At 47.2% G+C, this 24,936-nt stretch carries 15 protein-coding genes; 10 read left to right on the top strand and 5 right to left on the bottom strand.

Annotation, left to right across the window (positions count from 1 at the left end; all coding sequences use genetic code 11):
* Position 1 precedes the first annotated feature (1 nt).
* The 9 genes from HB364_RS23070 (at position 2) to HB364_RS23030 (ending at position 20,306) form a co-directional block, all read left to right on the top strand.
* Positions 2 to 3,253 (top strand): SusC/RagA family TonB-linked outer membrane protein, encoded by a 3,252-nt coding sequence (locus HB364_RS23070; RefSeq protein ID WP_167290697.1) that lies wholly within the window; start codon positions 2 to 4, stop codon positions 3,251 to 3,253.
* Between the two features lie 21 nt (positions 3,254 to 3,274).
* Complete coding sequence (locus tag HB364_RS23065) at positions 3,275 to 4,768, top strand: RagB/SusD family nutrient uptake outer membrane protein (protein ID WP_167290696.1); 1,494 nt, start codon at positions 3,275 to 3,277, stop codon at positions 4,766 to 4,768.
* 21 nt (positions 4,769 to 4,789) lie between these two features.
* Entirely contained in the window at positions 4,790 to 6,493 is a 1,704-nt protein-coding gene (locus tag HB364_RS23060; protein WP_167290695.1) for a fasciclin domain-containing protein, read from the top strand.
* 14 nt (positions 6,494 to 6,507) lie between these two features.
* Positions 6,508 to 8,046, top strand: coding sequence for a fasciclin domain-containing protein (locus tag HB364_RS23055; protein WP_167290694.1), 1,539 nt, complete (start codon positions 6,508 to 6,510; stop codon positions 8,044 to 8,046).
* A 68-nt stretch (positions 8,047 to 8,114) separates the two neighbouring features.
* Positions 8,115 to 11,264 carry a SusC/RagA family TonB-linked outer membrane protein gene (locus tag HB364_RS23050; RefSeq protein WP_246228589.1) on the top strand — a complete coding sequence of 1,050 codons (3,150 nt, stop codon included), beginning with the start codon at positions 8,115 to 8,117 and terminating at the stop codon, positions 11,262 to 11,264.
* Between the two features lie 28 nt (positions 11,265 to 11,292).
* A complete protein-coding gene (locus HB364_RS23045) occupies positions 11,293 to 12,999 on the top strand; it encodes a RagB/SusD family nutrient uptake outer membrane protein (protein WP_167290693.1) in 1,707 nt (568 codons plus the stop codon).
* Between the two features lie 30 nt (positions 13,000 to 13,029).
* On the top strand, positions 13,030 to 14,292 hold the full coding sequence (locus HB364_RS23040) for a pectate lyase family protein (protein ID WP_167290692.1): 1,263 nt from the start codon (positions 13,030 to 13,032) through the stop codon (positions 14,290 to 14,292).
* A gap of 49 nt (positions 14,293 to 14,341) precedes the next feature.
* Entirely contained in the window at positions 14,342 to 19,375 is a 5,034-nt protein-coding gene (locus tag HB364_RS23035; protein ID WP_167290691.1) for a LamG-like jellyroll fold domain-containing protein, read from the top strand.
* A 49-nt stretch (positions 19,376 to 19,424) separates the two neighbouring features.
* A complete protein-coding gene (locus tag HB364_RS23030) occupies positions 19,425 to 20,306 on the top strand; it encodes a PorP/SprF family type IX secretion system membrane protein (RefSeq protein ID WP_167290690.1) in 882 nt (293 codons plus the stop codon).
* Between the two features lie 12 nt (positions 20,307 to 20,318).
* Here HB364_RS23030 and HB364_RS23025 read toward each other — a convergent pair whose 3' ends face one another.
* Entirely contained in the window at positions 20,319 to 20,840 is a 522-nt protein-coding gene (locus HB364_RS23025; RefSeq protein WP_167290689.1) for a DUF488 domain-containing protein, read from the bottom strand.
* A gap of 18 nt (positions 20,841 to 20,858) precedes the next feature.
* Between HB364_RS23025 and HB364_RS23020 the strand changes: the two genes are divergently transcribed.
* A complete protein-coding gene (locus HB364_RS23020) occupies positions 20,859 to 21,335 on the top strand; it encodes an SRPBCC family protein (protein WP_167290688.1) in 477 nt (158 codons plus the stop codon).
* A 126-nt stretch (positions 21,336 to 21,461) separates the two neighbouring features.
* Here HB364_RS23020 and HB364_RS23015 read toward each other — a convergent pair whose 3' ends face one another.
* The 4 genes from HB364_RS23015 to HB364_RS23000 form a co-directional block, all read right to left on the bottom strand.
* A complete protein-coding gene (locus tag HB364_RS23015; protein ID WP_167290687.1) occupies positions 21,462 to 22,097 on the bottom strand; it encodes a DUF1444 family protein in 636 nt (211 codons plus the stop codon).
* Between the two features lie 73 nt (positions 22,098 to 22,170).
* Positions 22,171 to 22,836 (bottom strand): hypothetical protein, encoded by a 666-nt coding sequence (locus HB364_RS23010; protein ID WP_167290686.1) that lies wholly within the window; start codon positions 22,834 to 22,836, stop codon positions 22,171 to 22,173.
* Between the two features lie 99 nt (positions 22,837 to 22,935).
* The gene (locus tag HB364_RS23005) at positions 22,936 to 23,448 is read right to left on the bottom strand and encodes a nuclear transport factor 2 family protein (protein WP_167290685.1); all 513 of its coding nucleotides are present in this window, start codon (positions 23,446 to 23,448) and stop codon (positions 22,936 to 22,938) included.
* 140 nt (positions 23,449 to 23,588) lie between these two features.
* The gene (locus tag HB364_RS23000; protein ID WP_167290684.1) at positions 23,589 to 24,935 is read right to left on the bottom strand and encodes a DUF3526 domain-containing protein; all 1,347 of its coding nucleotides are present in this window, start codon (positions 24,933 to 24,935) and stop codon (positions 23,589 to 23,591) included.
* Position 24,936 lies beyond the last annotated feature (1 nt).

Raw genomic sequence — 24,936 nt, 5'->3', positions numbered from 1 at the left:
TATGCAACTCTTTTTTAACCGATTTACTGCCTGCCTTTTCAGTATGCTGCTGTTTTGCACAGGGGCCTGGGCACAAACAGCAGCCGTGGTGATCACCGGGAAGATCACAGATAAAAAAAAACGTCCTGTACAGGGAGTTTCTGTAACAGAAATAGATGCCGATAAAAGGATTGTGCGCGGTGTAAGTACCGATGTGGATGGAAATTTTGCTATAAAGGTTTCCGATACGCGGCACAAGCTTTCCTTTTCAATGATCGGTTATAAAGGGGTGGAAGAACAGGCAATAGGTACGCGCCGTACTTTCAATATCAGTCTGGAGCAGGGTTCCAGGGATATAGAAGAAGTGGTGGTGGTGGGGCAAAAAAAGCTCGACAATGGCATGATGTCGGTAGCAGAACGTAACCTTACCATTGCAGCCACTAAGATCAATGCCAGGGAAATGGAAGAAATGCAGGCTGCCTCGATCGACCAGGCCTTGCAGGGACGTGTATCCGGTGTGGACATCGCGGCCAACTCCGGTGACCCCGGCGCCGGCATGCAGATCAGGATACGCGGCACCTCTTCCATCAATTCTTCTACTACTCCGCTGATCGTGGTGGATGGTATGCCTTATGAAACCGAGGTACCTGCCGACTTTAACTTCGGTACAGCCGACGAACAGGGATATGCTGCACTGCTGAATATTGCACCTACCGATATCAAGGACATTACCATTTTAAAAGATGCTGCTGCCACTGCTATATGGGGCTCCAGGGCCGCCAACGGTGTGCTGATCATTAATACCAAAAGGGGAGCGAGGGGCAAGCCCGTGCTTACCTATACCTTTAAAGGCTCTGCATCACTGAAACCCAATGCCATCCCCTTGTTGAACGGTTACCAGTATGCCACCCTGATACCCGAAGAGTTTATGAACAGGAATGGTATCCCTTTAAATACACAAAATGTAAACGAGTTTAAATTTGATCCCAACGATCCTTACTGGTATTATAACTACAGTAACAATACCAACTGGGTAGATGCCATTGCGCGTACGGGCTTCATACAGGACCATAACATTTCAATGACAGGTGGCGGTGAAAAAGCACGTTATTATGCGTCACTGGGCTATTACAATCAAACCGGTGTAACCGTTGGCACCAACCTCAACAGGATCACATCCAGGATCAACCTCGACTATAACGTATCAGAAAAAATAAGGATCAGGACCGACCTTTCCTATGCCCGTACACTGAATAACAGGAATTACTACGATGATATCAGGAATGTGGCTTATACCAAAATGCCCAACATGGGTATTTATGAATACGATGAGTATGGTAACCTTACACCGAATTATTTTTCGCCCGAGTCGAATATACAGGGTCAGTTCTCCGACACCTATAACCCCGTGGCCATGGCGAATACAGCTACTTACAAAATTGTGAATGAGCGTGTCATTCCCAAATTTAATATCCAGTATGTATTAAAGCCGGGCGTACTGACAGCAACTGCCGACGTACAGTTCGATATCAACAATACAAAAAGTAAAAGCTTCCTGCCGCAGGTCGCTACCGGCCGTCCCTGGACTGAGACCGTAGTGAACAGTGCATATGACGGCGATGTGGACAATTACAACGTGCAGACAAAAACCGGGCTGGTGTATACCCCTATGCTGGGGGAAAAACATGACTTCATGGGGCTGCTGAATGTAATGACCTACGATAGCAAAAACATACTGTACCAGGCCAGAACATCCAATACTGCCTCTTCTGATTTTCAGGACCCTGGTATTGATTCACGCGACAACGCTTCTGGTTCCGGCCTATCGGCACGTACCAATCAGACCCGTACTTCCGCTGCCACCATCAGTGCACAATATGGTTACGACGACCGCTATATTGTCAACGTTGGTCTGAGAGGTGATTGTAATTCAAGGCTGGCCGCTGATAACCGTTATGGGTTGTTCCCTTCTTTTTCCGGAAGATGGAGGATCTCCGGCGAGAAATTTATGAAGCGCTTCAAAAGTAAAGTGGATGATTTCAGTTTGCGTTTAAGCTATGGGCAGAGCGGTAATGCTCCCCGCAATGATTATAGTTTCTACAATACTTACCAGACGTTTGACTGGAACTACCTGGACCTTTCCGGTGTGTATTCAGCCAATCTCGGTTTAAAGCGATTGAAATGGGAAACGGTGACCGGCACTAACCTCGGTTTTAACCTGATCATGTTCAAGAACAGGCTGAATGTAGATGTGGAAGTATACCGCAACCGGACCAAAGACCTGTTCTTTAATGGCCTGCAGGTTGGCGGTATCAACGGCTATAGCAGTGTAAACATGAATGTAGGCGTAATGGATAACCAGGGTTGGGAAGTATCCGTATTAACCACTCCTTACAAAACTAAAACCTGGACCATTGATTTCAATATAAATATTGCCCGCAACGTGAACATGATCCGTGAAATATCTGAGTTCTATCCCCTCGAAAAAGGCAATATCACCAACAATGGCCAGTACAAAACCTATATGCAGGTAAACAATCCTTTTGGTTCATTCTATGGTTTCCGCTACAAGGGAGTATATAAAGACCAGAATGAAACGATTGCCCGCGATGGGAAAGGCGATCCCATTGTAACACCCACAGGAAACACGGTATACATGCGGTTCAACTACCCCAATACCGATTACACATTTCAGGCCGGTGATGCCATATATGATGACATCAACCACGACGGTAATATTGATTACCGTGATATTGTATACCTCGGTAACAGTAACCCCCGTTTTAACGGTGGCTTTGGGTTGAACGTTGCCTATAAGAACCTGCGGCTTTCCTCTTTCTTCAATTTCCGCTATAAGTATGAAGTGGTTAATGCTACTGAAATGTATACCACCAATATGTACGGATACGATAACCAGAGCACCGAAGTATTGAAGCGCTGGCGCCAGGAAGGAGATGTGACCGATATTCCAAGGGCCCTGTACAAAACAGGTTACAACTGGCTGGGTTCATCACGCTATGTGGAAGATGCTTCCTTCCTCCGTTTCCGTTCCGTTACGCTCCGGTATACGTTCAATAAAGCGCTTGCCGATAAATTAAAGATCAAGAATATGAGCGCGTATATAACAGCAGAGAACCTGATTACATGGACCAATTATACCGGGCAGGACCCCGAGGTAAGCGTACGTGGCAGCGATCCTTTCCGTGTAGCAACCGACAGGTCAATGACGCCTCCTGTAAAAACGATCACTTTAGGTATAACAGCTTCCTTTTAAAGCATAAAGTATTTATTCGTCATGCGTACCATATATACATATTTGTTCCTGGGCCTGCTACTGTTAACAGGGGGCAGCTCCTGTAAAAAATGGGCCGATCTGAAACCCGCGGATGGCATCATCGGCGACAATTACTGGAAAACGAAAGAACAGGTACAGGCTGCTGTAGTGGGTTGTTATGCCTCCTTGCTGGCCGATCCGGCTGGCAGCAGCAAGCCGCTTCCTGAACTTTTCTTCCTGTGGGGTGAACTCCGGGCCGATATGCTGGCCAGTACATCCGCCACCACGGTAGATGAAATGGCTATTATGAGCGTAAATGCTGTACCCAGCAACACGCTGACCAACTGGAGCCCGGTATACCGTACGATCAACTACTGCAATATTGTAATAGACTATGCTCCCAAAGTTCTGGAAAGCGATAACACCTTTACGCAGGAAGCATTGAACGCCTACCTGGCAGAAGCAAAGGCGTTGCGGGCGCTCATGTACTTTTACCTGGTACGCACGTTTGGTGAAGTGCCTTTGAAACTGGCCTCTACCACCAACGATAATGAAGTGGTAGCTATTGCCAAAAGCACCCGGGAAGTTGTGCTGGAACAGATACTGAAAGACCTGGCAGAAGCTGAATCCGGCGCTGTGCTCACCTACGGCATACAGGCATACGATAAAGGAAGGATTACCCGCTACACGGTAAATGTCATACAGGCTGATGTTTATCTGTGGATGGACAGGTATGAGGATTGTCTTAAAGCCTGCAACAAGGTTATCGACTCCAAAAGATTCGGGCTGTTGGCGGCCAGTACAGCCTGGTTCACCGACCTGTTCCGTACCGGTAATTCCACGGAGAGCATTTTTGAAGTGCAATACAGCTCGCAAAAGCTCAACACCTTTTACAACCTGTTTGCCATCAGTAACAAGCGGTTCCTGGCGGCCAATCGCGTCATGGACCTTGTGTATGGTGTTGATGATACCGGTGTATTGAAAGATATACGGGGCGCCGGTTCTGCTGTCCGGGCAGAAGACAACCTCATCTGGAAATATGTTGGTAAAAACGGGACCGACCTGATTGCATCCGGCGATTCCTACACCCACTGGTTTATTTACCGCTATCCCGATGTTTTGCTGATGAAGGCGGAAGCTCTTGCAGAGCTGAACCGGGGCAGCGAGGCATTGGCACTGATCGATGTGGTCCGCACACGGGCACATGCCTTGCCGTCGACCAACAACAATCCTGATCCTGCCAATAAGGAAGATGTGGCGCTTTTTGTGCTGGAAGAAAGGGCCCGTGAATGCATGTTTGAAGGAAAAAGATGGTTTGATGTACTGCGTTATGTAAAACGGAATAACTACGCACGTATCAGCTACCTGATGGACATGATCGCCAGTGTGGTGCCGGCCAATATGATTAAAACGGCGCAGGCAAAATTGAAGGATGCCAACAGCAACTATTTGCCCATTTTCCAATACGAGTTGCAAACCAATAAGAACCTGGTCCAAAATCCTTTCTATAAATAAGAACGATTAAAAGCGTTTGTTATGAAAGTATACAAATTAATTGCCACAATAAGCATGCTGGTTGTAATAACATTACTGGCATCGCATTGCAATAAGACGAGTATTAAAGAAACCACCAGCGAAGACCCCAACATACTAGAGTACCTGGAAAAGGATAGTACCGGTAATTTTACCAGCCTGGTGACTATGATCAATAAGGTGAAGTACGGCTCCTTCCTGAATGCTTATGGCTCCTACACGTTGTTTGCGCCTACCAATACAGCGATCGCTGCTTATCTGCAGAAGATCGGTAAATCATCTGTTGACCAGTTATCAGCAGAAGAAATTAAGGCAATACTGAACTTTCATATACTGGAAGAAAAGGTATTGACGGCCGATTTTAACGATGGTAAACTCAATTCCATTACCATGTACGGGCAATTCCTGGTAACCGGGGTGGTAAACAGGGACGGCAGTTCCTATTTTGTAGTTAACAGGCAGGCCACCATTACCAGCTCCAATATACAGGTGGGTAATGGCGTGATACAGGTCATTGACCAGGTATTGATCCCTACTGTCAAAACCATTGCACAACTGGTGGAAGAAGATGCTGCTTATTCCATTTTTGCCGAGGCGTTAAAAGAGACCGGTTTGTATGATACACTGAACAAAAACAATGCTGGCGTTTCAGGATCATGGTATACGCTGATTGCTGAAACCAATAGTGCACTCAGTGATTCCGGGTTTACTACTTATGCCAATCTGAAAAGTAAATATTGTAATACCGGTGATCCTAAAAATCCGGCCGACAGCCTGCATTTATATGTAGCCTATCACATTCTGCCCGATGTAAAATACCTGGCCGACATTGTTATGTCTGGCTCGCATGCTACCCTGGCGCCGCTGGAAGTAATTACCAATAAACTGGTGAACAGCAAGCTGCTGGTCAATGATGATGAATATGCAACTATTGATGGTACAGTACATGAACAAGGCGTTGAACTGGACCAGCCCAATAGTGATATGTCGGCCACCAACGGAGTGGTGCATCGCGCCCTGGCCCATATTCCTTTAAAGATCAGAAAGCCTTTTCCTGTGTACTGGGACCTGTGCGCTACTGTTCCTGAACTTACCCGGCTCAGCAGTATATACCGCAAAAAAACTTACCTGTTCGATTACGGCGATGGCAATACACTGGCGGATGTAAAATGGGAAAAAAGCTGTTTAAAATACCGCAACGGCGTAACAGGCTACCTGGGTGATTACTGGCAACTCGGCCTGGGCACCAGTGGTAGTAACACCGACAACCTCGGCTCCTGTTCCAGCAACAGTTGGATTGAATTTACCACCCCCTTGCTCGTAAAAGGGAAATACAAAGTGTGGGTAGGGTATTTTACACAGAACACCGGTAAGGTGGTGAACGTACAGACACTTTTCGATTCTGTACCGTTAACCAGTGCGCTGGTGCAATTCCACCAGAAAATATCCTCCGTGAATGTAGCAGATGAAGCTACCCTGGAGGCGCTGGGCTGGAAATGGTGGGCCGGTGCGAGCAAAAAATCAGGTTCCACCGCCGCCCGGATGGTGGGCGTGGTTGATGTGGCCGCCACCGGCAGGCATAAAATACGTTTCCAATTGGTTTCGGGAAGCAACTCCGACTGCAATCTTGATATGGTGCATTTCATACCTGTTGGAATGAACCAAACCCGTCCCAGGTTTAATCCGGATGGTACGATAGAATATTAAAAATTATTTTACGCATGCGCTTTACGAAGAATTCTCTATGGTTATTGTTGTTGCTGGTTGCCATATGGCCGGCCTGCAAAAAGTGGGATGATCATATTGCCGCCCATGAAGAGGCGCTGAATGAAACCCTGATGCAGCAGATCAACCGCCATGCTGAGCTGAGTACATTCAGCCAGTACCTGGTAAAAACAGGGCTTGATGCGTTAATGGGATCATCCAGGAGTTATACCGTATGGGCTCCTACCAATGAAGCGTTGCAAAACATTGGCAGCGACATCATCAATGATTCTGCCAAACTGCGTGCATTCTTACAGCAGTACATTGCCGGGCAGTTAATGTTTACGCGTATGGCGGCAGATTCAGTACGTGTGCCTGTACTGAACGGGAAAAAGATATGGTGCTATGGTAAAAAATTCGGAAATGCCAATATTACCCAGGCCGATATTTATGTTAAGAACGGCGTATTGAACGTAATTGACAAAATAGTTCCGCCATTACAGAATATATGGCAGTATATACAGTCTACCAGCGCTACTTACGAGCAGAACGCTTATGTCAGTTCCCTGCAATACACCTACCAGGATGTTACCAAGGCCGAACTGGATAGTATTAACCCGGTAACCGGTGAGCCGGTGTACAAACCGGGAACAGGCATGGTAGAAAGCAATTATTACCGGGAGAAAGTGTATAACCTCGATAATGAAGACAGTCTTTATACATATATTATTTTCACCAACACTGCTTTTGCCGATGAGGTAGTTAAACAGAAGCCTTATTTCCAGAGTACAGATGCTTCTGTTACTACCGGCAACGCATCGTGGAATGTAGTAAAGGACCTGACTGTAAAAGGTGTATACACGCCTGCGCAGCTGCCGGCCACCCTTTTGTCTAAATTCAATGTACATGTTCCATTGGAAGCAGCAGCGGTTACGGCGTCTTACCCCATGAGCAATGGTATCGTTTATATTGTAAATGCTGCAGCAACGGCCATTGAAGAAAAGATACCGGTAACGATGGTCCAGGGCGAAGAGCCTTATGCTTTCAGATCAACCGAAGACAAATACATTACAAAAATATTCTACCGGCAAAGGATGAACCCGGCTACCGGTATTCCTTTTAAGGATATTTACCTCAACCTCGGATCCAGCGGCGCCAGGTTTTATGTTGATTACAATTGTAACCAGTTGTACACCACAAAATATAAGGTGTACTGGGTAGCGCTGAACGATAAAACACTTTCAGGCCAGGGCGATGACCCTTACGGAACGGATTCGACCCTGCAGCAGCTATTGCAGATAGGTCGTATAGCAAGTGATACACTGGCTGTAGACTTCAATGTGCAAAAAGCGGTGTCACCATTGAACTATACGGAGATATACCTGGGAGAATACACCAATACCAGTTTCAATACCCTGATCACTTCCCTAAACGATAATAAGAATGAACTGACACCTGCAACCCGGCGTTTGCGTTTGCTGGCGCCGGCTACGGTGGGGACAGGTATTCCCTATAACCTTACCCTGGATTATATAAAGCTGGTACCGGTATTCTGATCAAAGAGACGTGTATGGCATCGACAGAACAATTACGACTATTAAAAATGCGGATAAAAAAGAATTTCATGTTCAGGATAAAAGCATTGCCGGCAGTAATATCACTGCTCCTGGTGACCACGGTGGTACAGGCACAACAAAAATTGCCGGCTGAACAAACAGTTACCGGCAATGTGCGCGATGCCGCAACCGGCAAACCTATGACGGGCGCCAGGATCAGCTATGGAAAATTGTATGCGGCCATCAGCGACAGTGCCGGCAACTTCTCCATGAAAGTGCCCGACTACCATGTTGTAATACGCATTGATGCAGACGGATATGAAATAAAGGAACAGGAACTGAGGGGTAGGGGTGTTGCCAATATTGTTTTGTACTCCAACGGCTATAATACTTACAGCGATGATATAATCATGCCATTGAACATTACTACCGGCAGGCAGCTTACCAGTGCTGCAGGGAGTGTACAAACAGCCGGCAACTGGAGCGCCATTGCTGATGCACCGGATGCCTGGTTGCAGGGAAAGGTGGCTGGTTTGCAGGCTATACGCCGTTCAGGAACACCCAATACAGGCGCCGAATTGCTGATGCGCGGGTTTAATTCACTCTATGCAACCAATCAACCTTTGGTGGTGGTAGATGGCGCCATCTTCGATATTGCCAGCTATGGCAATACCATGCTGACCGGTTTTTATACCAACCCGCTGGCCTATATTGACATGAAGGATGTTGATAATATTACTGTTATTAAAGATGGCGGCAGCTTATATGGCACAAGAGGCGCCAATGGTGTTATTCTTATCACTACAGCAAGAGCGCGCCAGGAAGCCACACGTATTGAAGCAGGACTGTATGGCGGTATCAATTTTGCGCCTTCCCGGTTACCGGTCATGAATGCGGCTGATTACCGGACGTATCTTTCTGAAATGCTGCAATTGAAGGGCCTGGAGTCAAAAGATATTGATGCACTGCCTTACATGAATGATGATAAGAACAATCCCAGTTATTACAGGAACCACTATGATAACAACTGGCAGGATAAAATATTTGAGAACAGCTATTTTCAGAATGCTTACCTGAAGATAACAGGTGGCGACAATATTGCGAAATATGCCCTGTCGATGGGATACCTGGGTAATAATGGTGTGATCTCCAATACCGGGCTTACACGGCTCAACATGCGTTTTAATGCTGACCTGAACCTGAGCCCGAGGCTGACAGCAGGCGCCAACCTGAGTGTTACCAGGAATGAACAGAAGCTTAAAAACCTGGGTATCAACAGTGCCACCAATCCCATTTATATCTCACTGGTAAAAGCACCATTTTTTGCTGCTAATCAGGTAGCCGATAACGGTATTGAGTCGCCTGCACTGGCCGACAGGGATACTTTTAATGTGAGCAACCCGATGGCCATTATAAGCAACGTACAGGCTACCAGCAAAAACTATCGCTGGTCAGTAGGCGTACATTTTAAATACAAGCTCACCAATGAATTTTCTGTAAGCACCTTGTTAAACCTTGTGAAAGACGAAGCAAGGCAGGCGCTCTTTATTCCGGCAAACGGTATCATACGTGATACGCTCAGCAATGCTGTGGTAAAAAACCGCTCCGGTAACCAGGTGATCCGTTACAATGGTTTTTATAACGATACCCGTTTGTCGTTCGATAAAACCTATCATGGTATTCATCGTTTTGCTGCCAATCTGGGTTTCCGCTACAACACGGTCTCTTCTGAAGTAGACTATGGATTAGGCTATAATTCTGCTACAGATGAGTTTACCGGCGTGGGCTATGGCTTAAATAGTTTACGCGTAATTGGCGGCAGCCTGGGACAATCAAGATGGGTAAGTACCTATCTCAATGCGGAATACAACTTACGCAGTAAATACTTCCTGTCACTGAACCTGGCTTCGGATGCTTCATCCAAATTTGGCGATCATATTACAAACGGTAGCCTGGTACGTTGGGGAAACAACAGCTACCCGCTGATGTCTTCACTGGCTGCTGCCTGGGTGGTGTCTTCCGAATCATTCATGGCCGGCCAGGATTGGCTCAGCCTGTTGAAACTGAGGGCTTCTGTTGGTCAGTCGGGTAATGAAGATATCGGCAATTTCACTGCCCGTAAATATTATACTTCACAAAACCTGTTGGGCATACAGGGGCTTGTAGTTGGCAACCCCGGTAATCCCGCCCTGCAATGGGAAACTGTTACCAAACTCAATGCAGGCGCAGACATGGCTGTATGGAATGAGCGGCTGAACCTGAGTGTGGACGTATTCCGTCATAAAACGGATAATATGATCGTGTATCAGCCAGCGCCCGGCGCCAGTGGTTTCAACTACACGGTAACGAATTCAGGCGCCCTAAAAAATACCGGTTGGGAATTGTCTGCAAATGGTCGTATTCTGAACCGCAAAGACCTGAAATGGGATGTGGGGGTGCAGGTAAGTCATTACAAAACAGTGGTAACCAAACTGCCTGTAGAAAGCATTATCACCAGTTATGCGGAGGGCACCATGATTACCGCTATTGGTACTGCGCCCAATGCATTTTATGGTTATAAGACCAATGGCGTTTTCAGTTCCGATGCAGCAGCTGCAGCATCCGGTTTATCCAATAAAAAGGCCGATGGAACAGCTACCGCATTTACCGGAGGTGATATCCGCTTCACAGACCGGAACAGCGATCACCTGATCGACGAAAATGACCGCCAGCTCATTGGTAATCCCAATCCTGATTATACAGGGGCTTTTACTTCTGCCCTTACCTGGAAAAACTGGACACTAAACCTGCTGTTCACGTTTTCACAGGGTAATGATATTTACAACTACGCACGCCGTCAGTTAGAATCCATGAGTGATTATTCCAACCAGACAGGGGCGGTGATCAACCGGTGGAGAACGAACGGACAGGTAACAGCTATGCCAAAGGCAGCCTGGGGCGATCCATCCGGCAACAGCCGTTTCAGTGACCGCTGGATAGAAGACGGTTCCTATTTGCGATTGCGTACCCTGTCAATAGCCTATGCATGGCCATTGAAACAAGGTTTTTTAAGAGATCTTGTTATCTACGCCAGCGGCAATAACTTATTCACCCTGACCAAATACAAGGGATATGACCCTGAGTTCAGCGCAGGTGCTGGTCCTTTTGCACAGGGAACAGATGTAATGCTGGAGCCACAGCACCGCTCACTGCAGGCAGGTATAAAACTGGGCCTGTAATTAATAAATATCACAATTGTAACCTGATATGAAGTTCCGGAAGCTATCAATAATTACTGTTTCACTGGCCATAACATCAGCAGGTTTGTTCTCCTGCAAGAAACTGGTGGAAGTAACGCCAGAAGATGTGCTGGAGGCCAACAACGCCTACCAGAATATATATGATGCCAATGCAGCAGTGATGGGCGCATATGGGAAGCTGATGGGGCTTGCCGGTAATTATGTCGTACTGAATGAACTGCGGGCCGACCTGCTGACAACCACTGAGAATGCCGATGAATACCTGCGGCAGTTAAACGAGCACCATGTACAGACCGGTAATCCTTACGCTAATCCGCGTCCCTTTTACGAAGTGATCGTGAACTGCAACGATGTGTTGTACAATTTTGATAACATGTTGCGGGATAAAAAGCTGAAACAGGAAGAATACAATATGCGGTATGCGGATATTGCGGCGTTACGTTGCTGGGTATACCTGCAACTGGGCATACATTTTGGCGATGTGCCGTATGTAACAGATCCTTTATCTACCAACGATGATATCCGCAATATCAGTCTGATGCCACGCATTACCTTCAATGAGCTGATCAGCAACCTGATTGTAACGATGGAATCATTGCCTTACCTGGAGCCCTATACAGCAAGCCCAACCCTGATAACTACTGTTGACGGGTATTACACCGGCAATTTCTTTATCAATAAAAAGGCATTACTGGGGCAATTGTACCTGTGGCGCAGTCAGCCCGGCGATTACCGGAAAGCAGCCCAGGCATTTAAAAGTGTGATGGAAACGGGCGGCGCGGGGCAGTTGTACACATGGCGGCTTACCGGTTCTTCCAAGGCCGATAACAACGATCTGGCAGTGGGGTATATACGGTACAGGGAGGAAGATGAGAATATGCTGGTAGATAACAATGCACAGGGATGGCGTTCTATGTTTGCCCGCGGACAGGATGCCTTATTTAATTATGAATGGATCTGGTTCCTTCCTTACGACAATACCTTATTCAAACCCGAAAATCCTTTTATTAACCTCTTCTCACCACGCGGCGGCGCGTACCTGCTGAAACCCTCCCAGGCAGCCATGAGCCTATGGAACAGCCAGGTACAGAAAAATGATTTTCCCTACGATGCAAGAGGCGGCATATTCAGTTACCGTACACTGGGTGAAAGACCTGTGGTGATGAAGTATCTATACAACTATCTTAGCGGTACCGGCTTTTTCCCTGTTAATACGCTGGAAAAGAAAGGAAAATGGTTCTTGTACCGGGCAGCAACCCTGCACTTGGAGTTTGCAGAAGCTGCCAATCGTGATGACCATCACTACCTGGCCGACAGGCTGCTGAACCAGGGATTTATTGGTACCAACCTGAATAACAACGAAAGTTTTCCCTACAATTTCGATGGACGTAAAAGCGATAATCCGCGTATTGCCGCCGACTGGTGTATGAATGCAGGCATCCGCGGACGCGCTAACCTGTACAATGCACCAGTGGTGGGCGACAGTACGCTGGCGCTGGAAGATAACATCATCCATGAAAGTGCGCTGGAACTGGCTTACGAAGGCAAAAGGTGGCCCGACCTGTTGCGTATTGCCTTGAGAAGAAATGATCCTGCTTTCCTGGCCGATAAAATTTATGACAAACTACTGAGCGAGCATAACCCGCAGGCATCGGCCGTGCGTACAAAACTGATGAATAAAGCAAACTGGTATTTACCGTTTAAATGGGAATAGCGGAAGCAAAACCCGAAACATTACCTTACAATGAAAACAAATAGATTATTACTCCTGCTCTGTATAACAGGTTTAACAACGGCTAAGGCGCAAACAGTTGCTTTTCCGGGCGCCGAAGGTTTTGGAGCGCAGGCAACCGGCGGGCGTGGAGGAAAGGTATATCACGTCACCAACCTGCAGGATTCGGGTAAAGGGTCTTTCAGGGATGCTGTAAGCGCCCCACACAGGATCATTGTATTTGATGTGGCCGGTGTGATCCGCATCGGTAATAAGATCCAGGCCGCTTCCGATATTACTATTGCCGGGCAATCGGCACCGGGTGAGGGGGTAGTGGTATATGGGAACGGAATTTCTTTTTCTTCCAACACCATTGTACGTCATATCCGGTTCAGGGGAAGTATTAAAATGTCCAGAGGGTCCTGTACAGTGGTTGCCGACAATTTGCAGGATATTATATTCGATCATGTGTCCATTCAGTGGGGCAGGTGGGATAACCTGCACATCAAAAACAGTTCGCGCGTAACACTGCAGTACTGTATGATAGGAGAAAGCATAGAGCCGCAGCGTTTCGGCGCTTTGTTTGAAGGCCCCAAAGAAGTAACCGTACATCATAACCTCTGGATCGATAACCAAAGCCGTAATCCGAAAGCGAAAGCCGGAATAGAGTATATCAACAATATTGTTTACAACTGGGGCAGTAATGGTTTCGTTGGCGGACATTCAGCCGGCGATCATTACCAGGATATGATCAATAATTATTTTATCGCCGGCCCCAACTCTTCGGGCAAATTTATGGGACAGTTTTCTGCCACCGATCATGTATACCATACCGGTAATTATGTTGATGATAACCGGGATGGGAAACTGAACGGAAGAACGGTCATTGATACTGATTTTGTGGCAGCCACTGCCACCCTGGTAACATCGCCTACTATGCATTCCTCCGTGCAGGTGACCCGGCATGCTGCGGCAGTTGCCTACGAAAAAGTGGCTGCAGCAGCAGGCGCTTCCCTGAAACGCGATGCGGTAGACAGCAGGCTGATCGGTTACCTGCAGTCAAAAGGCACACAGGGAAAAATATTTATGACGGAAGAGGAGGCGGGCGGTCAACCGGCTATCACTGCGGCTGCAGCGCCGGCCGATAAGGATGGCGATGGTATGCCTGATGCATGGGAAAAAAAGCAAGGATTGAAGCCCTCGGATCCTGCAGACGGAAATCTTTTCACCCTTAATAAAAGTTATACCAATGTAGAAGTGTACCTGAATAGCCTGGCAGCGGCCAAGGATAAATAAGAACACTTCTAACGGCTGTTTATTACTGATCTTTTTAACCATTCTTGCTATGAGAAAAACGATTGCTGCCTGTAACAGGTACAGGTTGCTGTGTATTTGCAGTATCATGCTTTTAATGCAGTACCCTGCATTTTCCCAGACACCGGCCTTTCCCGGAGCCGATGGTTTTGGCCGCTTTGCAAAAGGAGCACGCGGTGCCGCTTCACAGGAGGTATACATCGTTACCAATCTTAACGACAATGGTACAGGGTCGTTCCGTGATGCAGTGAGTAAGTCGGGCCGTATTGTGGTATTTGCAGTAGGTGGTATTGTAAGGCTGCAGTCTGACGTCAGCGTAGCTGCCAATGTTACCATTGCCGGACAAACAGCGCCGGGGGACGGGATCGTATTTTTTAATAAGCGGATTACTTTTACCGGCGCCACCAATACCATCTGCCGTTTCCTGCGTGTGCGCCTTGGTGCTACCAATAACTCAGGCAATGATGCCTCTGGTCTTGCCAATGGTAAAAATATGATCTTCGATCACATGTCCTTTACCTGGGGCATGGACGAAGTCTTTTCCATTAACTGGGATGGCAAGAATACAGCGCCCGACAGTATTACGGTCCAGAACTCCATCATAGGACAGGGGCTGCATCGTGAAAACCATTCTGCCGGAGGTTTGATACAAACGCCCGATGGCGGAAAAGTGAGCCTGATCAGGAACCTGTATATCAGTAATAAAACCCGGAATCCCAAAGTAAAGGGCGTCAATGAATTCGTGAATAACGTGGTGTATGACTGGGGCAACGGCAACCGGTTAGATACCAATATGAATTATGGCTGGTCGGGCGATGCTTATATTATGGGAGGTTCTTCCGGCGTGTCGGAAGTCAATATTATCAACAACTATTTTGTAGGCGGTCCCTTAACCCCACCCAATAAAACCACGCCGTTCTCAAGAGGTACAGGCACGTTCAACCTGTATGGGGCCGGTAACTATTTTGATAATGATAAAAACGGGATACTCGACGGAACATTGGTGCCTTATGATAATAATGGCTATCCCGGTATTGAAGCAAGTGGTTTTAAGGCCACGCCCTATAATTATCCCGCACCGGTAATGTTCACCGCCGAACAGGCTTATCAGTGGATCTGTGATAGTGTGGGCGCCTGTTATCCCCGCCGTGACCAGGTCGATGACCTGATGGTCAATGAAGTGAGATCGAAAGGTACACAGGGCTTGTATGTATATCGTGAAACCAACCTGCCCCTCCCTAATGGCGGACTGGGGGATGTTTTCAGCGCCAATCCGCCGCTTGACTCAGATGGTGATGGCATGCCTGATGCGTGGGAAGATGCCAACGGTTTGAACAAAAACAATAAGAGCGATGCTGTTGCCTATAGTACCGCTTATCCGCAATACCTGAATATTGAGGTTTATATCAACTCATTGATCGTTACACCAGCTCCGGTATTTGTAAAACCACCATCAGGGGTTACCTTAAGCGCCACTTCATCGGAATTACCGGTACCTAGCAGCACTATTATAGTCCAATGGACCGATAATGCCAGCAATGAAGATTATTTTGTTATTGAACGTACAACGGATGGTATAAATTATACTGATATTACCCACCCGGTTGCCGGTTCAGTAACCTATACTGATAACAACGGGCTGGCGCCCAATACAACCTATTATTATCGTATCAAAGCAGTGGCCACGGCCGGCACTTCAGCCTATAGTACACCTGTATCGGTAAAAACCCCGCCTGTACCAACGGCACCTTCACTGGCATCGGGGCCTGTACCTGTCAACGGGTTTCAATTTGCGGAGCTGGTTTCCGGAAAAGTTACCTTAAAATGGTCGGGCAGCAGCAATACAGAAAAATATACGGTGTATTTCGGTACCGATCCCGCCAATCTTGTTAAAAAAGCAGAGATCGTCTATACCACCAGTCCCTCTTATGAAGTAACCGGTCTTAATGAACTGGTAACCTATTACTGGCGTATTGATGCCAGTAATGCCAAAGGAAATGCGGAAGGGGAAGTATGGTCGTTCCGTACTACCAAAGTAATACCGGCAGGACTGGTGGGTTACTGGAGCTTTGATGAAACAGGAGAGGGGACACAGGTAACCGACTCTTCCTCTTACCAGAACCATGGGGTACTGGGGCTGGATGATGATAATGTTTCCATTCGTGTACCGGGTAAAAGGAACAATGCACTGGATTTTGCAACTGCTTCTCCCGATAAATATGTGGTAAGCATTCCCAACCAGGACCAGCTTTATTTGAACAAGGGACCTTTCTCCTTGTCATTCTGGATGAAGGCAAGCCCTTCCCTGTTGCCGCCGGATAACAATAGCAGCGCTTACCTGTTGTGCAAGGGATCGATCACTAAAAACACAACGACCGGTGCTACCGGTAAACGTTTTGATATTGAATTCAAGAATAAGCAATTCCGGTTTGCCCTGGATGATGATAACGATGCCGGGGGCGGTGGAAAGGATGAATTACAGACGGATGGCGTACCCTTCTTCACCGGCGATTGGGTACACGTGGTGACTATCCGCGATACGCTGAACAAGAAACTGCAGGTATATCTTAATGGAGCCCTGGTAAAAGAGTCCGCCATCTCCAAATCATTATCAGGCATCGGTGAAGCCAGCGCACTGGTAATAGGTAATATCGGTGAACTGGAATTCCTTGCTTCTACCAACAAGCCTGCACCCTACAAAGGCATGCTGGACGAACTGAAGATCTATAACTATGTGCTTAGCTATCCTGAGATTGTTACTTTGTATTATGGAAGTGCAGTGGCGCAGAAACCTTACTCGCCTTCTGCCAATGATAAAACCATAGACGGCATTTCCGATACCTTGAAGCTTACCTGGAAAGGAGGGGTCAATACCTCCAAATACCGTTTCTATTTCGGAACGGATGCTGCTTCACTCACCAAACTGAGCGACAGCGTTTCCCTGGCCACTGCCGCATGGACCATTAAGAACCTGAAAACGCAGACCACCTATTACTGGCGGGTGGATGCCATTGGCCTGCTGGGAACTACTACAGGTGATGTATGGAGCTTTAAAACAGGCTATGCAAAAGGACTGGTAGCGCAGTATGCCTTTGATGCAACTGCCGGTACAACTGCTTTCGACAGCAGTGGTTTTGCCAATCACGGTGAACTGGTGAATATGACCAATGCCACCTGGGCCGCTTCCGGTAAATGGCAGGGAGCGCTTGATTTCGGAACAGCCGCAGGGGGCACCCGCTCTGCCATTACAGTACCTGCACAACCCCAGATAAAGTTTGATGAAAGTTCCTTCACCATTTCCCTGTGGGTAAATATGGCTGCCTACAGCAGCTCCAATAAATACAATGCTTACCTGGTGCACAAGGGTAATTTCAGCAATACCAACCCGCCAGCTGGTGCAAGGGCCGAAGGCAAGTGGTATGGGCTGCAGTTAAATGATACCAAACTTACGTTTGCCATTGATACCGGGGGCAGTGCTTCCGGCGCTAAGACCAATATTGATATCACGGTTAACTCGGGCGCCTATGCCTTGTTCAATAAAGGATGGATACATGTGACAGGTGTTCGTGATGCCGAAAGCAAACAGATAAAAGTATACATCAACGGAATACTGGCAAGTACCAAAACTGAACCAGGTGGTGCGGTAGGTAAAGACAACGATGTATTATATATCGGTGGCGATGCAGGCAGCAATACCGCTGCAGCATCTTACCACGATAAAATTGATGACCTGCGGATGTATAACTATGCGCTATCCGATTCCCTGGTACGTAAACTGTACTACGGCACCCCTTTCCTGCAGAAAGTAACTTCACCGGTTCCGGCCAATCAATTGCCCGGTGCAGGTCCGGAAAAAGTAGTGCTTGGTTGGGCAGATAACAGCGGTACTGCACTGACCTACGATGTATACGTTGGCAAGCATCCTGATAGCCTGGTGTTGAAAAGGGCCGGGCTTACCCAGCCGCAAGCGTCCCTTGATACGCTGATACCATCCGCTACTTACTACTGGCGTGTGGATGCAGCGAATGCCACCCAGCGGATAACAGGTGATGTGTGGTCCTTTATTACAGGAAAAGATGTTACGCCTCCCAAAGTAATTACCAAAAGTATCAGTATTGATCTCAGCACTTCAGGAGTAGCCACGATTACCGCCGCCAGTATCAATGACGGCAGTAATGATGAATATGGTATCGATTCGCTGAAGTTAAACAGGACCAGTTTTGGTTGTGCCAACATCGGAGCCAATACGGTAACCCTGACGGTGAAAGATAAGCATGGTAACCAGGCTTCAGCAACGGCTGAGGTAACTGTAAATGGGGTTAAGCCTGCACAACCTGTAATTACCAGTGCTGCCGATACCACCATCTGCTACGGTGATAAAATTACATTACAGGCTGGTGCAGTTAACCAGGCGGCATCCTATCAATGGTTTTACCAGGGGGGCGCTGCTGCCAATGCCAAACAGGTAAGTTATACAGTAAGCAGTGCGGGCGTATACAGGCTGATTGCTATATCCGCGCAAACCTGTCCTTCAGACACTTCTATGCCTGTGACCGTACGGTATGATGCTGATACCACCATCAACCTGAGTGGAGATGTTACGATCAACAGGGGCGCTTCTGCCGAGCTGACAGCATCGGGGGCAGGTAGTTTCACCTGGCTGCCGGTTATTAATATCAGTGCTGCTGCCGGTAACAAGGTAATGGTACAGCCGGTTACCACCACCAGATATACGGCTACTCTCACCAATAACAGGGGCTGTAAGTCTGCAAAGTCTGTGCTGGTAACGGTAACTGATCAATTAACTGTTGAATACAATCATGTACTTACGCCCAACGGAGATGGCGTAAACGATAAACTGGTGTTCAAAAACCTGTCAGGTTATCCCAATAACCAGCTCCAGGTATTTGATCCTGCGGGAAAACTGGTGTACCGGAAAAATGGCTATAACAACGAGTGGGATGGAAGAATGAATGGTACTCCGTTGGCAAATGGCACTTATTTCTTTGTGCTGAAGGTAAATAATGAGCTGCAGGTAAAAGGCTCAGTAACGATTGTTCACTAAAAAACATTTGTCTGGCAGCCGAACGCTGCCAGGCGTTAAATTCTGCGATATGAAAAAGGACCTGAAGCATATTATCCCTGTGATGCTGACAATGTTCAGCCTGCTGAATACTACCAGGGTTACAGCACAGCGTTTTTTCAACAATCCCTTATCACAATATTATCGGAATGGTTACCTGTGGAATCCTGCACTGTCCGGTCAGGAAGGTTCAAGAGCCTATGCTTTACTGCATAAATCCTGGGCAGGATTTGAAGGCGCTCCCCGGCAGATCAGCCTTGCCGGCGACATGAAAATGGGCGAGAAGGCGGCAGTGGGTATCCGGTTCATTGCTGATAAAAGCGGCATGCTGCAGCGCAATATGGGTGCGCTGTCCTATGCTTATGGTATCAGTTTTTCAGGAACCAGCAAATTAAGCATGGGATTGAATGTGGGCTTTTATAAAGAAAGGCTGGACAATAGTGCATTGGCCCAGGGCGGACAGGTGGATGAAGCCGTTAAAAGCTTTAATGAAAAAGGAATTCAGTTTGATGGTGATTTTGGGATTGCTTATGAAGGAATTGGCCTGAAGTTGGGGGCTGCTGCCTGGAACCTGAGCAATGTGCTAAAAAGTGCAGACAAACGTTCTGCTGATCTTTCTGTAGCGCAGGTACAGGCAGCCTACCGTTTTGAATGTGACGGGAAAACGAACTTGCAGCCGATGGTTGCGTATAAGCTATTTTATAAGCAGGACAATATTTTTACTGCCGGTATGCAATATGAATATGAAAATATCTTTCATGCGGGTATATTCTGGCAAAGTACAGGCAATGCTGCAGGGGGAGTAGGTATCCTGTTGAAAGAATATGGTGAGCTGAACTTTTTCTACAACGGCGCTAATAAGTACGGCTATAACAAGCAGTATGAAGTGGGGCTGAAAGTGAGGTGGAAATAGAGTAAGGTAATACTAGAATAAAGGTGGCTGGTACACTACCGGGATTGTTGCAGCATCTTCAATGGAGCCATTACCCCGGATATGGTGAATGTGTATTTCGGGCACTTCCCGGGCGGCAGGTGTTTTACGGTAGAGCAGGGTAGTGCTGATGATGCGGTGGCGATGGCAGTGCCGCGGGTCTTCTTCACTGCACATGATGGCGGTAGGTTGCTGCGCTGCGAGGCGAATAAGTGCTTCAATCCCTTTTTGATAGGCAGCATCCTGGTGGAACAGTTCTTCTTGCCGGATGCCCATGGAAGATTGGAGGTCTTCCCTTTTGCCGCCAAGCGTTTCTCCCATCCATAAATAGGTGATGTTTTCTTTTTCCAATGCGGATTGCAGGGTTTCCCTGTTGAACTGTCTGTTGTGCCTGGAATAAGGGGAGGTCCTTACATCTATGAGACTGGTAATATGATGCTGTTGCAGCAATTGTATAAAGATTCCGGCCGGATGGTTGGAATGCCCAATAGTGTACAGGTGTAAGCAGGGATGCATAAGCATAAAACAAAAACAATGTCTTTGTTGTTTATTTGTTTTGACCTGAAATTATTAAAAAAACAATACATCACCCAATCAATGGCAATATACACTTCATCCGTTAGCACAAAAGCCTCCACGCAACAAGTGTTTGATGCGCTTACAAAACCTGAACTGGTAAAACTTTGGCAATACGGGAAGGTGCTGACAACAGACTGGAAGGTGGGGGGAGATATCCGTTTCAGCGCCGAATACGAAGGAAAAACATTAGAACAGTGGGGAACAGTTTTAGACGTACGTACAAACGAATTGGTAAAATATAATCTGTTTACACCAAAGCCCGGCCTGGAAGATACTATAGGTAATCGCTGTGTTACAACTTATGTGCTGACAAATACCAATGGGGTTACCCATATCGAAATTATACAGGAAGACAACCGGCCCAATATTTTTGCTCCCCAAACACTTAAAGGTATCCTGGTAGCGCTGAAAGAAATAGCTGAAGCTAATTGATTACTTTATACGTATAAGTAGCCTGCAGGAATTTTCATGTATGGAAAGGAGATTTGAAGGAAAACGCCAGCTCTCCCAACATTATTTTGCGGGGAGTGTTAAGAGGAATATAAAATGAACAAGTAGTTACTCCCCTTTATAATAAAGGGTCCAGTTAGCAGAGGCGCTATCGTAATGATAAAGCTGTTTGGTGAGTAAGCGCTGGCCGGTTTTATGGAATTCGGCGACCAGGTTTTTCAAGGTTTCTACTTTTTCGGGGTTGCCGGCCGGTACCAGCATAATGAGGTCTTTGGCCGGAACAGCTACAACGAGGCTGTCGTTTAATTCTCCCGCCACCCATTTCCAGATGCCAGGCACGCAAATGGCGCCCGCCTCATGGTCCCCGCCGGCAGTGAAGCCATAGCCGCCAAAGTTGGTTTCCCTTAGTTTGAATTGAATATCCTTTTCCAGGTTATCGACCGCTATATTGTGTAGTTCATCCAGCGACATACCAGGCGGCATGTCTTTTTGTTGCATCAGGCTAAACATATTGCCCCTGTCTACTGCATAAAAAATAGCCAGATCGCCCAGCCAGGGTTTCATGACGACATCAATCTTAAGACCGGGAATTGCTGTGCCTTTGTTGCTGCTGTCCTTGTCAAACATGACTTTCACCCAGGGATATATTTTGCCTTTAAAGCTGTCGAAGGATTCGCCCACCGGCATCTCCGGTTGTGGTGGAGGGGCAGGCGTGGATTTAAACAATTTATTGAGGAAGCTCATGTTAAAGGGTATGCGTTTGGAACAGGGCTTAAGGTACGCATTTATTTGTATTTGTTGACTCGCCGCTGCCCGCTTATTTTACCCTGGAGAAAGTGTATTTCATGTCCCATGCCTTAAAGCGCTGTTCCAGCATGAGGTATAATCGGTAAAGCCTGGTGTTGCTATTGTAAGCGTAATTAATGTTCTTCATGTACCCCTGTCCCGTGTGTTGTTCTACATGCCTAAGGTTGATGTTTTTCCTGATCTCTTTTCCGGAGCCGCCAATACTAATAAAAAAAGTGACTGCTTCCTGGTGGCTACTCTGGAGCGGTTCGTAATAGACAAGGTTATGCTCCTTTGTCTGGTATATGAATGGATGTAATTCTTCCTGCCTGATCCTTTCGAGGTTCTTACTGAGCCAGGAGAAAAGGGTATCGTTATCCAGGTAAATCCAGTCTGATGTGGCCGACAAAAAGTTGGTGCAATCACCGTTGCAATACGATATGTATTTCCAGCTTACCACTTTGTTGCCCGACCTGACCAATACATATCCAATGTCGGGCAGGAGGGGTCTCCCTATGCCTGGTATTGAATCATTGTAGGAATAACGGAAGGGCAATGCAAAATAAATGGTATCACCTTTATGGTGAGAGGCGCTTTGCGCTTTCCTGTTGGGTGCACGCACTTTTTGCTGTGCTATGGTGGTAAGAGAAAACAGCAAGGCGGTGAATAGCGTTAAATAGGTGGTCGGTATTTTCATGTGAAGAAGGCTTCGTTCTTCCCGAAACGAAGCCTTCCTGTCAATATTACCTATAACGTGTTAAGATAGATATAAAACGCCAAGGCTTTTTATCTTGTGTTATCTGGATGCGGCCGGATGGTGATCATAACTGATGATACGATGCATTTTCCAGGCACCATCTTTAAGCAGCCACAGGTGAGTAAAACTGGCATGGCCCTCCCGGGATTCCGGCTTCCCGTTTTGTGTAATGTAAAAATAATGTTCACCTGTCATGACAGCGCCGTAGATGACGCCGTTCTTCTCCAGGGGATATACTTTCAGGGTGTTTGGTACGGCCTCTCTTCTTATGCGGAAGTTGGGATTGCTGCAGAGATTGTTCTGAAGGCTCATTACCAGGTTATGGCGCCCGTAGGTGATGCCCCCTTTGTCATGGTAAAATTCCACATCCTCCGAAAAGAATTGGGCGTTCAGCGCTGTATCACACTTGTTATAACTTGTCCAGAAAATGCTGTCTTTCTCCAGGATGAGCTTACTTAGTTCCCCGGGTGTTTTTTGTGCGTGCAGGGAAAGGGTACCGGTGACTACTGACAATACAGTAAAGGCAATACGGATGGTTACGTTCTTTTTCATGTTTTTAATGACGTTTTAGTGGTTTGTGGAGACACAAACCACGGCGGAAATAATATAAAATAGATGGCTGTATTCGCCTGCACACTACAGGACTTGCGAAGGTTGAACTATTGGAGTGATAAAGATAGGCATAAAAGCATTTATTCCCTGCGTTTTTTGAAATGGAAGACACTGAAGGCGGATAAAAGGAGGGAGCTTATTATCAGCGGTAGCAGCAGCGTCCACCAATTGGTTTTCTGTTCAGCAGTAAACCATTCCACCTGGAACTGATCCCAGTTCTCCTGCTTAACGGAAGTGTTCTCAAATATCTTCGGGTAGAAGTACAACCGCATTTTTTCATGGAATCGGCCTGCACTGTCCAGGAACTGCAAATGGTTACCTAAGCCCGATTGGGCCAGGTTGTTCATTTGTAACTGGGCATGCAAGGTGGGAATGAACCTGGCAACCTGGTTGGCAGCTAATTCGCGGCGACGTAGTTTATCTTGTAGTTCCCGGCTTTGGGGCTGCGCGTCATCATCACCCATTTGCTGCATGGCATAGTACCATAACCAGCTAAATTGCCCTTCGGGCAACCGATATTTGTTGAACTGTGGATAATGCGCATAGAATTTATTCATGGTCACCCGCTTGTCCATATCCCATTTTTCATGATAACCCCTGCGTTGCTTCACCGCCGTATCAAGGGCTTCTGGTACGGGGTATTTGTTAATGAGGTAATTGTTGATGACGGCCGGCGCCACAATGGTGAGCAGCACCCACACCGTCAGCAGGCTGACCGCACTGACCGCCGAACCCTTTTGCCAGGATATTACCCAACAGCTTACCGACAGCCAGAACAACAGGTACAGGGCACTCACACTAAAGAAGGCCAGCAGGACCGTATTAAAAGGCAGGGATAAGAGACCAATGGCGGCTATCATAAGCAATATAAAAACAGCAAAGAGTGCAGCGCCCCGCATCGCCAGCAATTTGACCAGTATCCGCACCGGACTGCCTGATTGAACCGTAAGCAGTGGCCAGGTACCGTTCTCTTTTTCGCCCGATAAGAGGTTATAGGTAAGTGCGATGATCACCAGCGGGAAGAGGTAAATGACCACAAAGCTGAAGTCGAGATTGCCCAATGACAGGCTGGCGGGATTGTACAGGTCCGTATCATACTGCTGCGCTTCCAGGTTACGGATGGTAAGGCTTTTTACAGAAGGGTTAACATCCCTTTGCCCGATAGACAAGGCATTGATAGGCTCCGTTCTATTGGCAATGGCAAAACGCAGGTAATAGAGGAGCAAGCCGGTTTCTTTGTCAAAGTATTGGGTATGCCTGTTGATATGCTCCTGTTGCCAGGCGCTTACATCGGCGATATGTTCCTGCTGTTTGGCCAGGAATTGCCTGCCAATGAACAGGCTCACGAGGCCGGTAATAAAAAGGAAGGTGAGTCCGGTGATAACACTGCCAGACCTGATGAAGTTTTTAAAAGCTAAGGAGATCATG

Source organism: Paraflavitalea devenefica (assembly GCF_011759375.1).
GTDB lineage: Bacteria > Bacteroidota > Bacteroidia > Chitinophagales > Chitinophagaceae > Paraflavitalea > Paraflavitalea devenefica.
The sequence above is the reverse complement of the archived record's forward strand: the minus strand, read 5'-3'. Positions and strand labels throughout refer to the sequence as shown.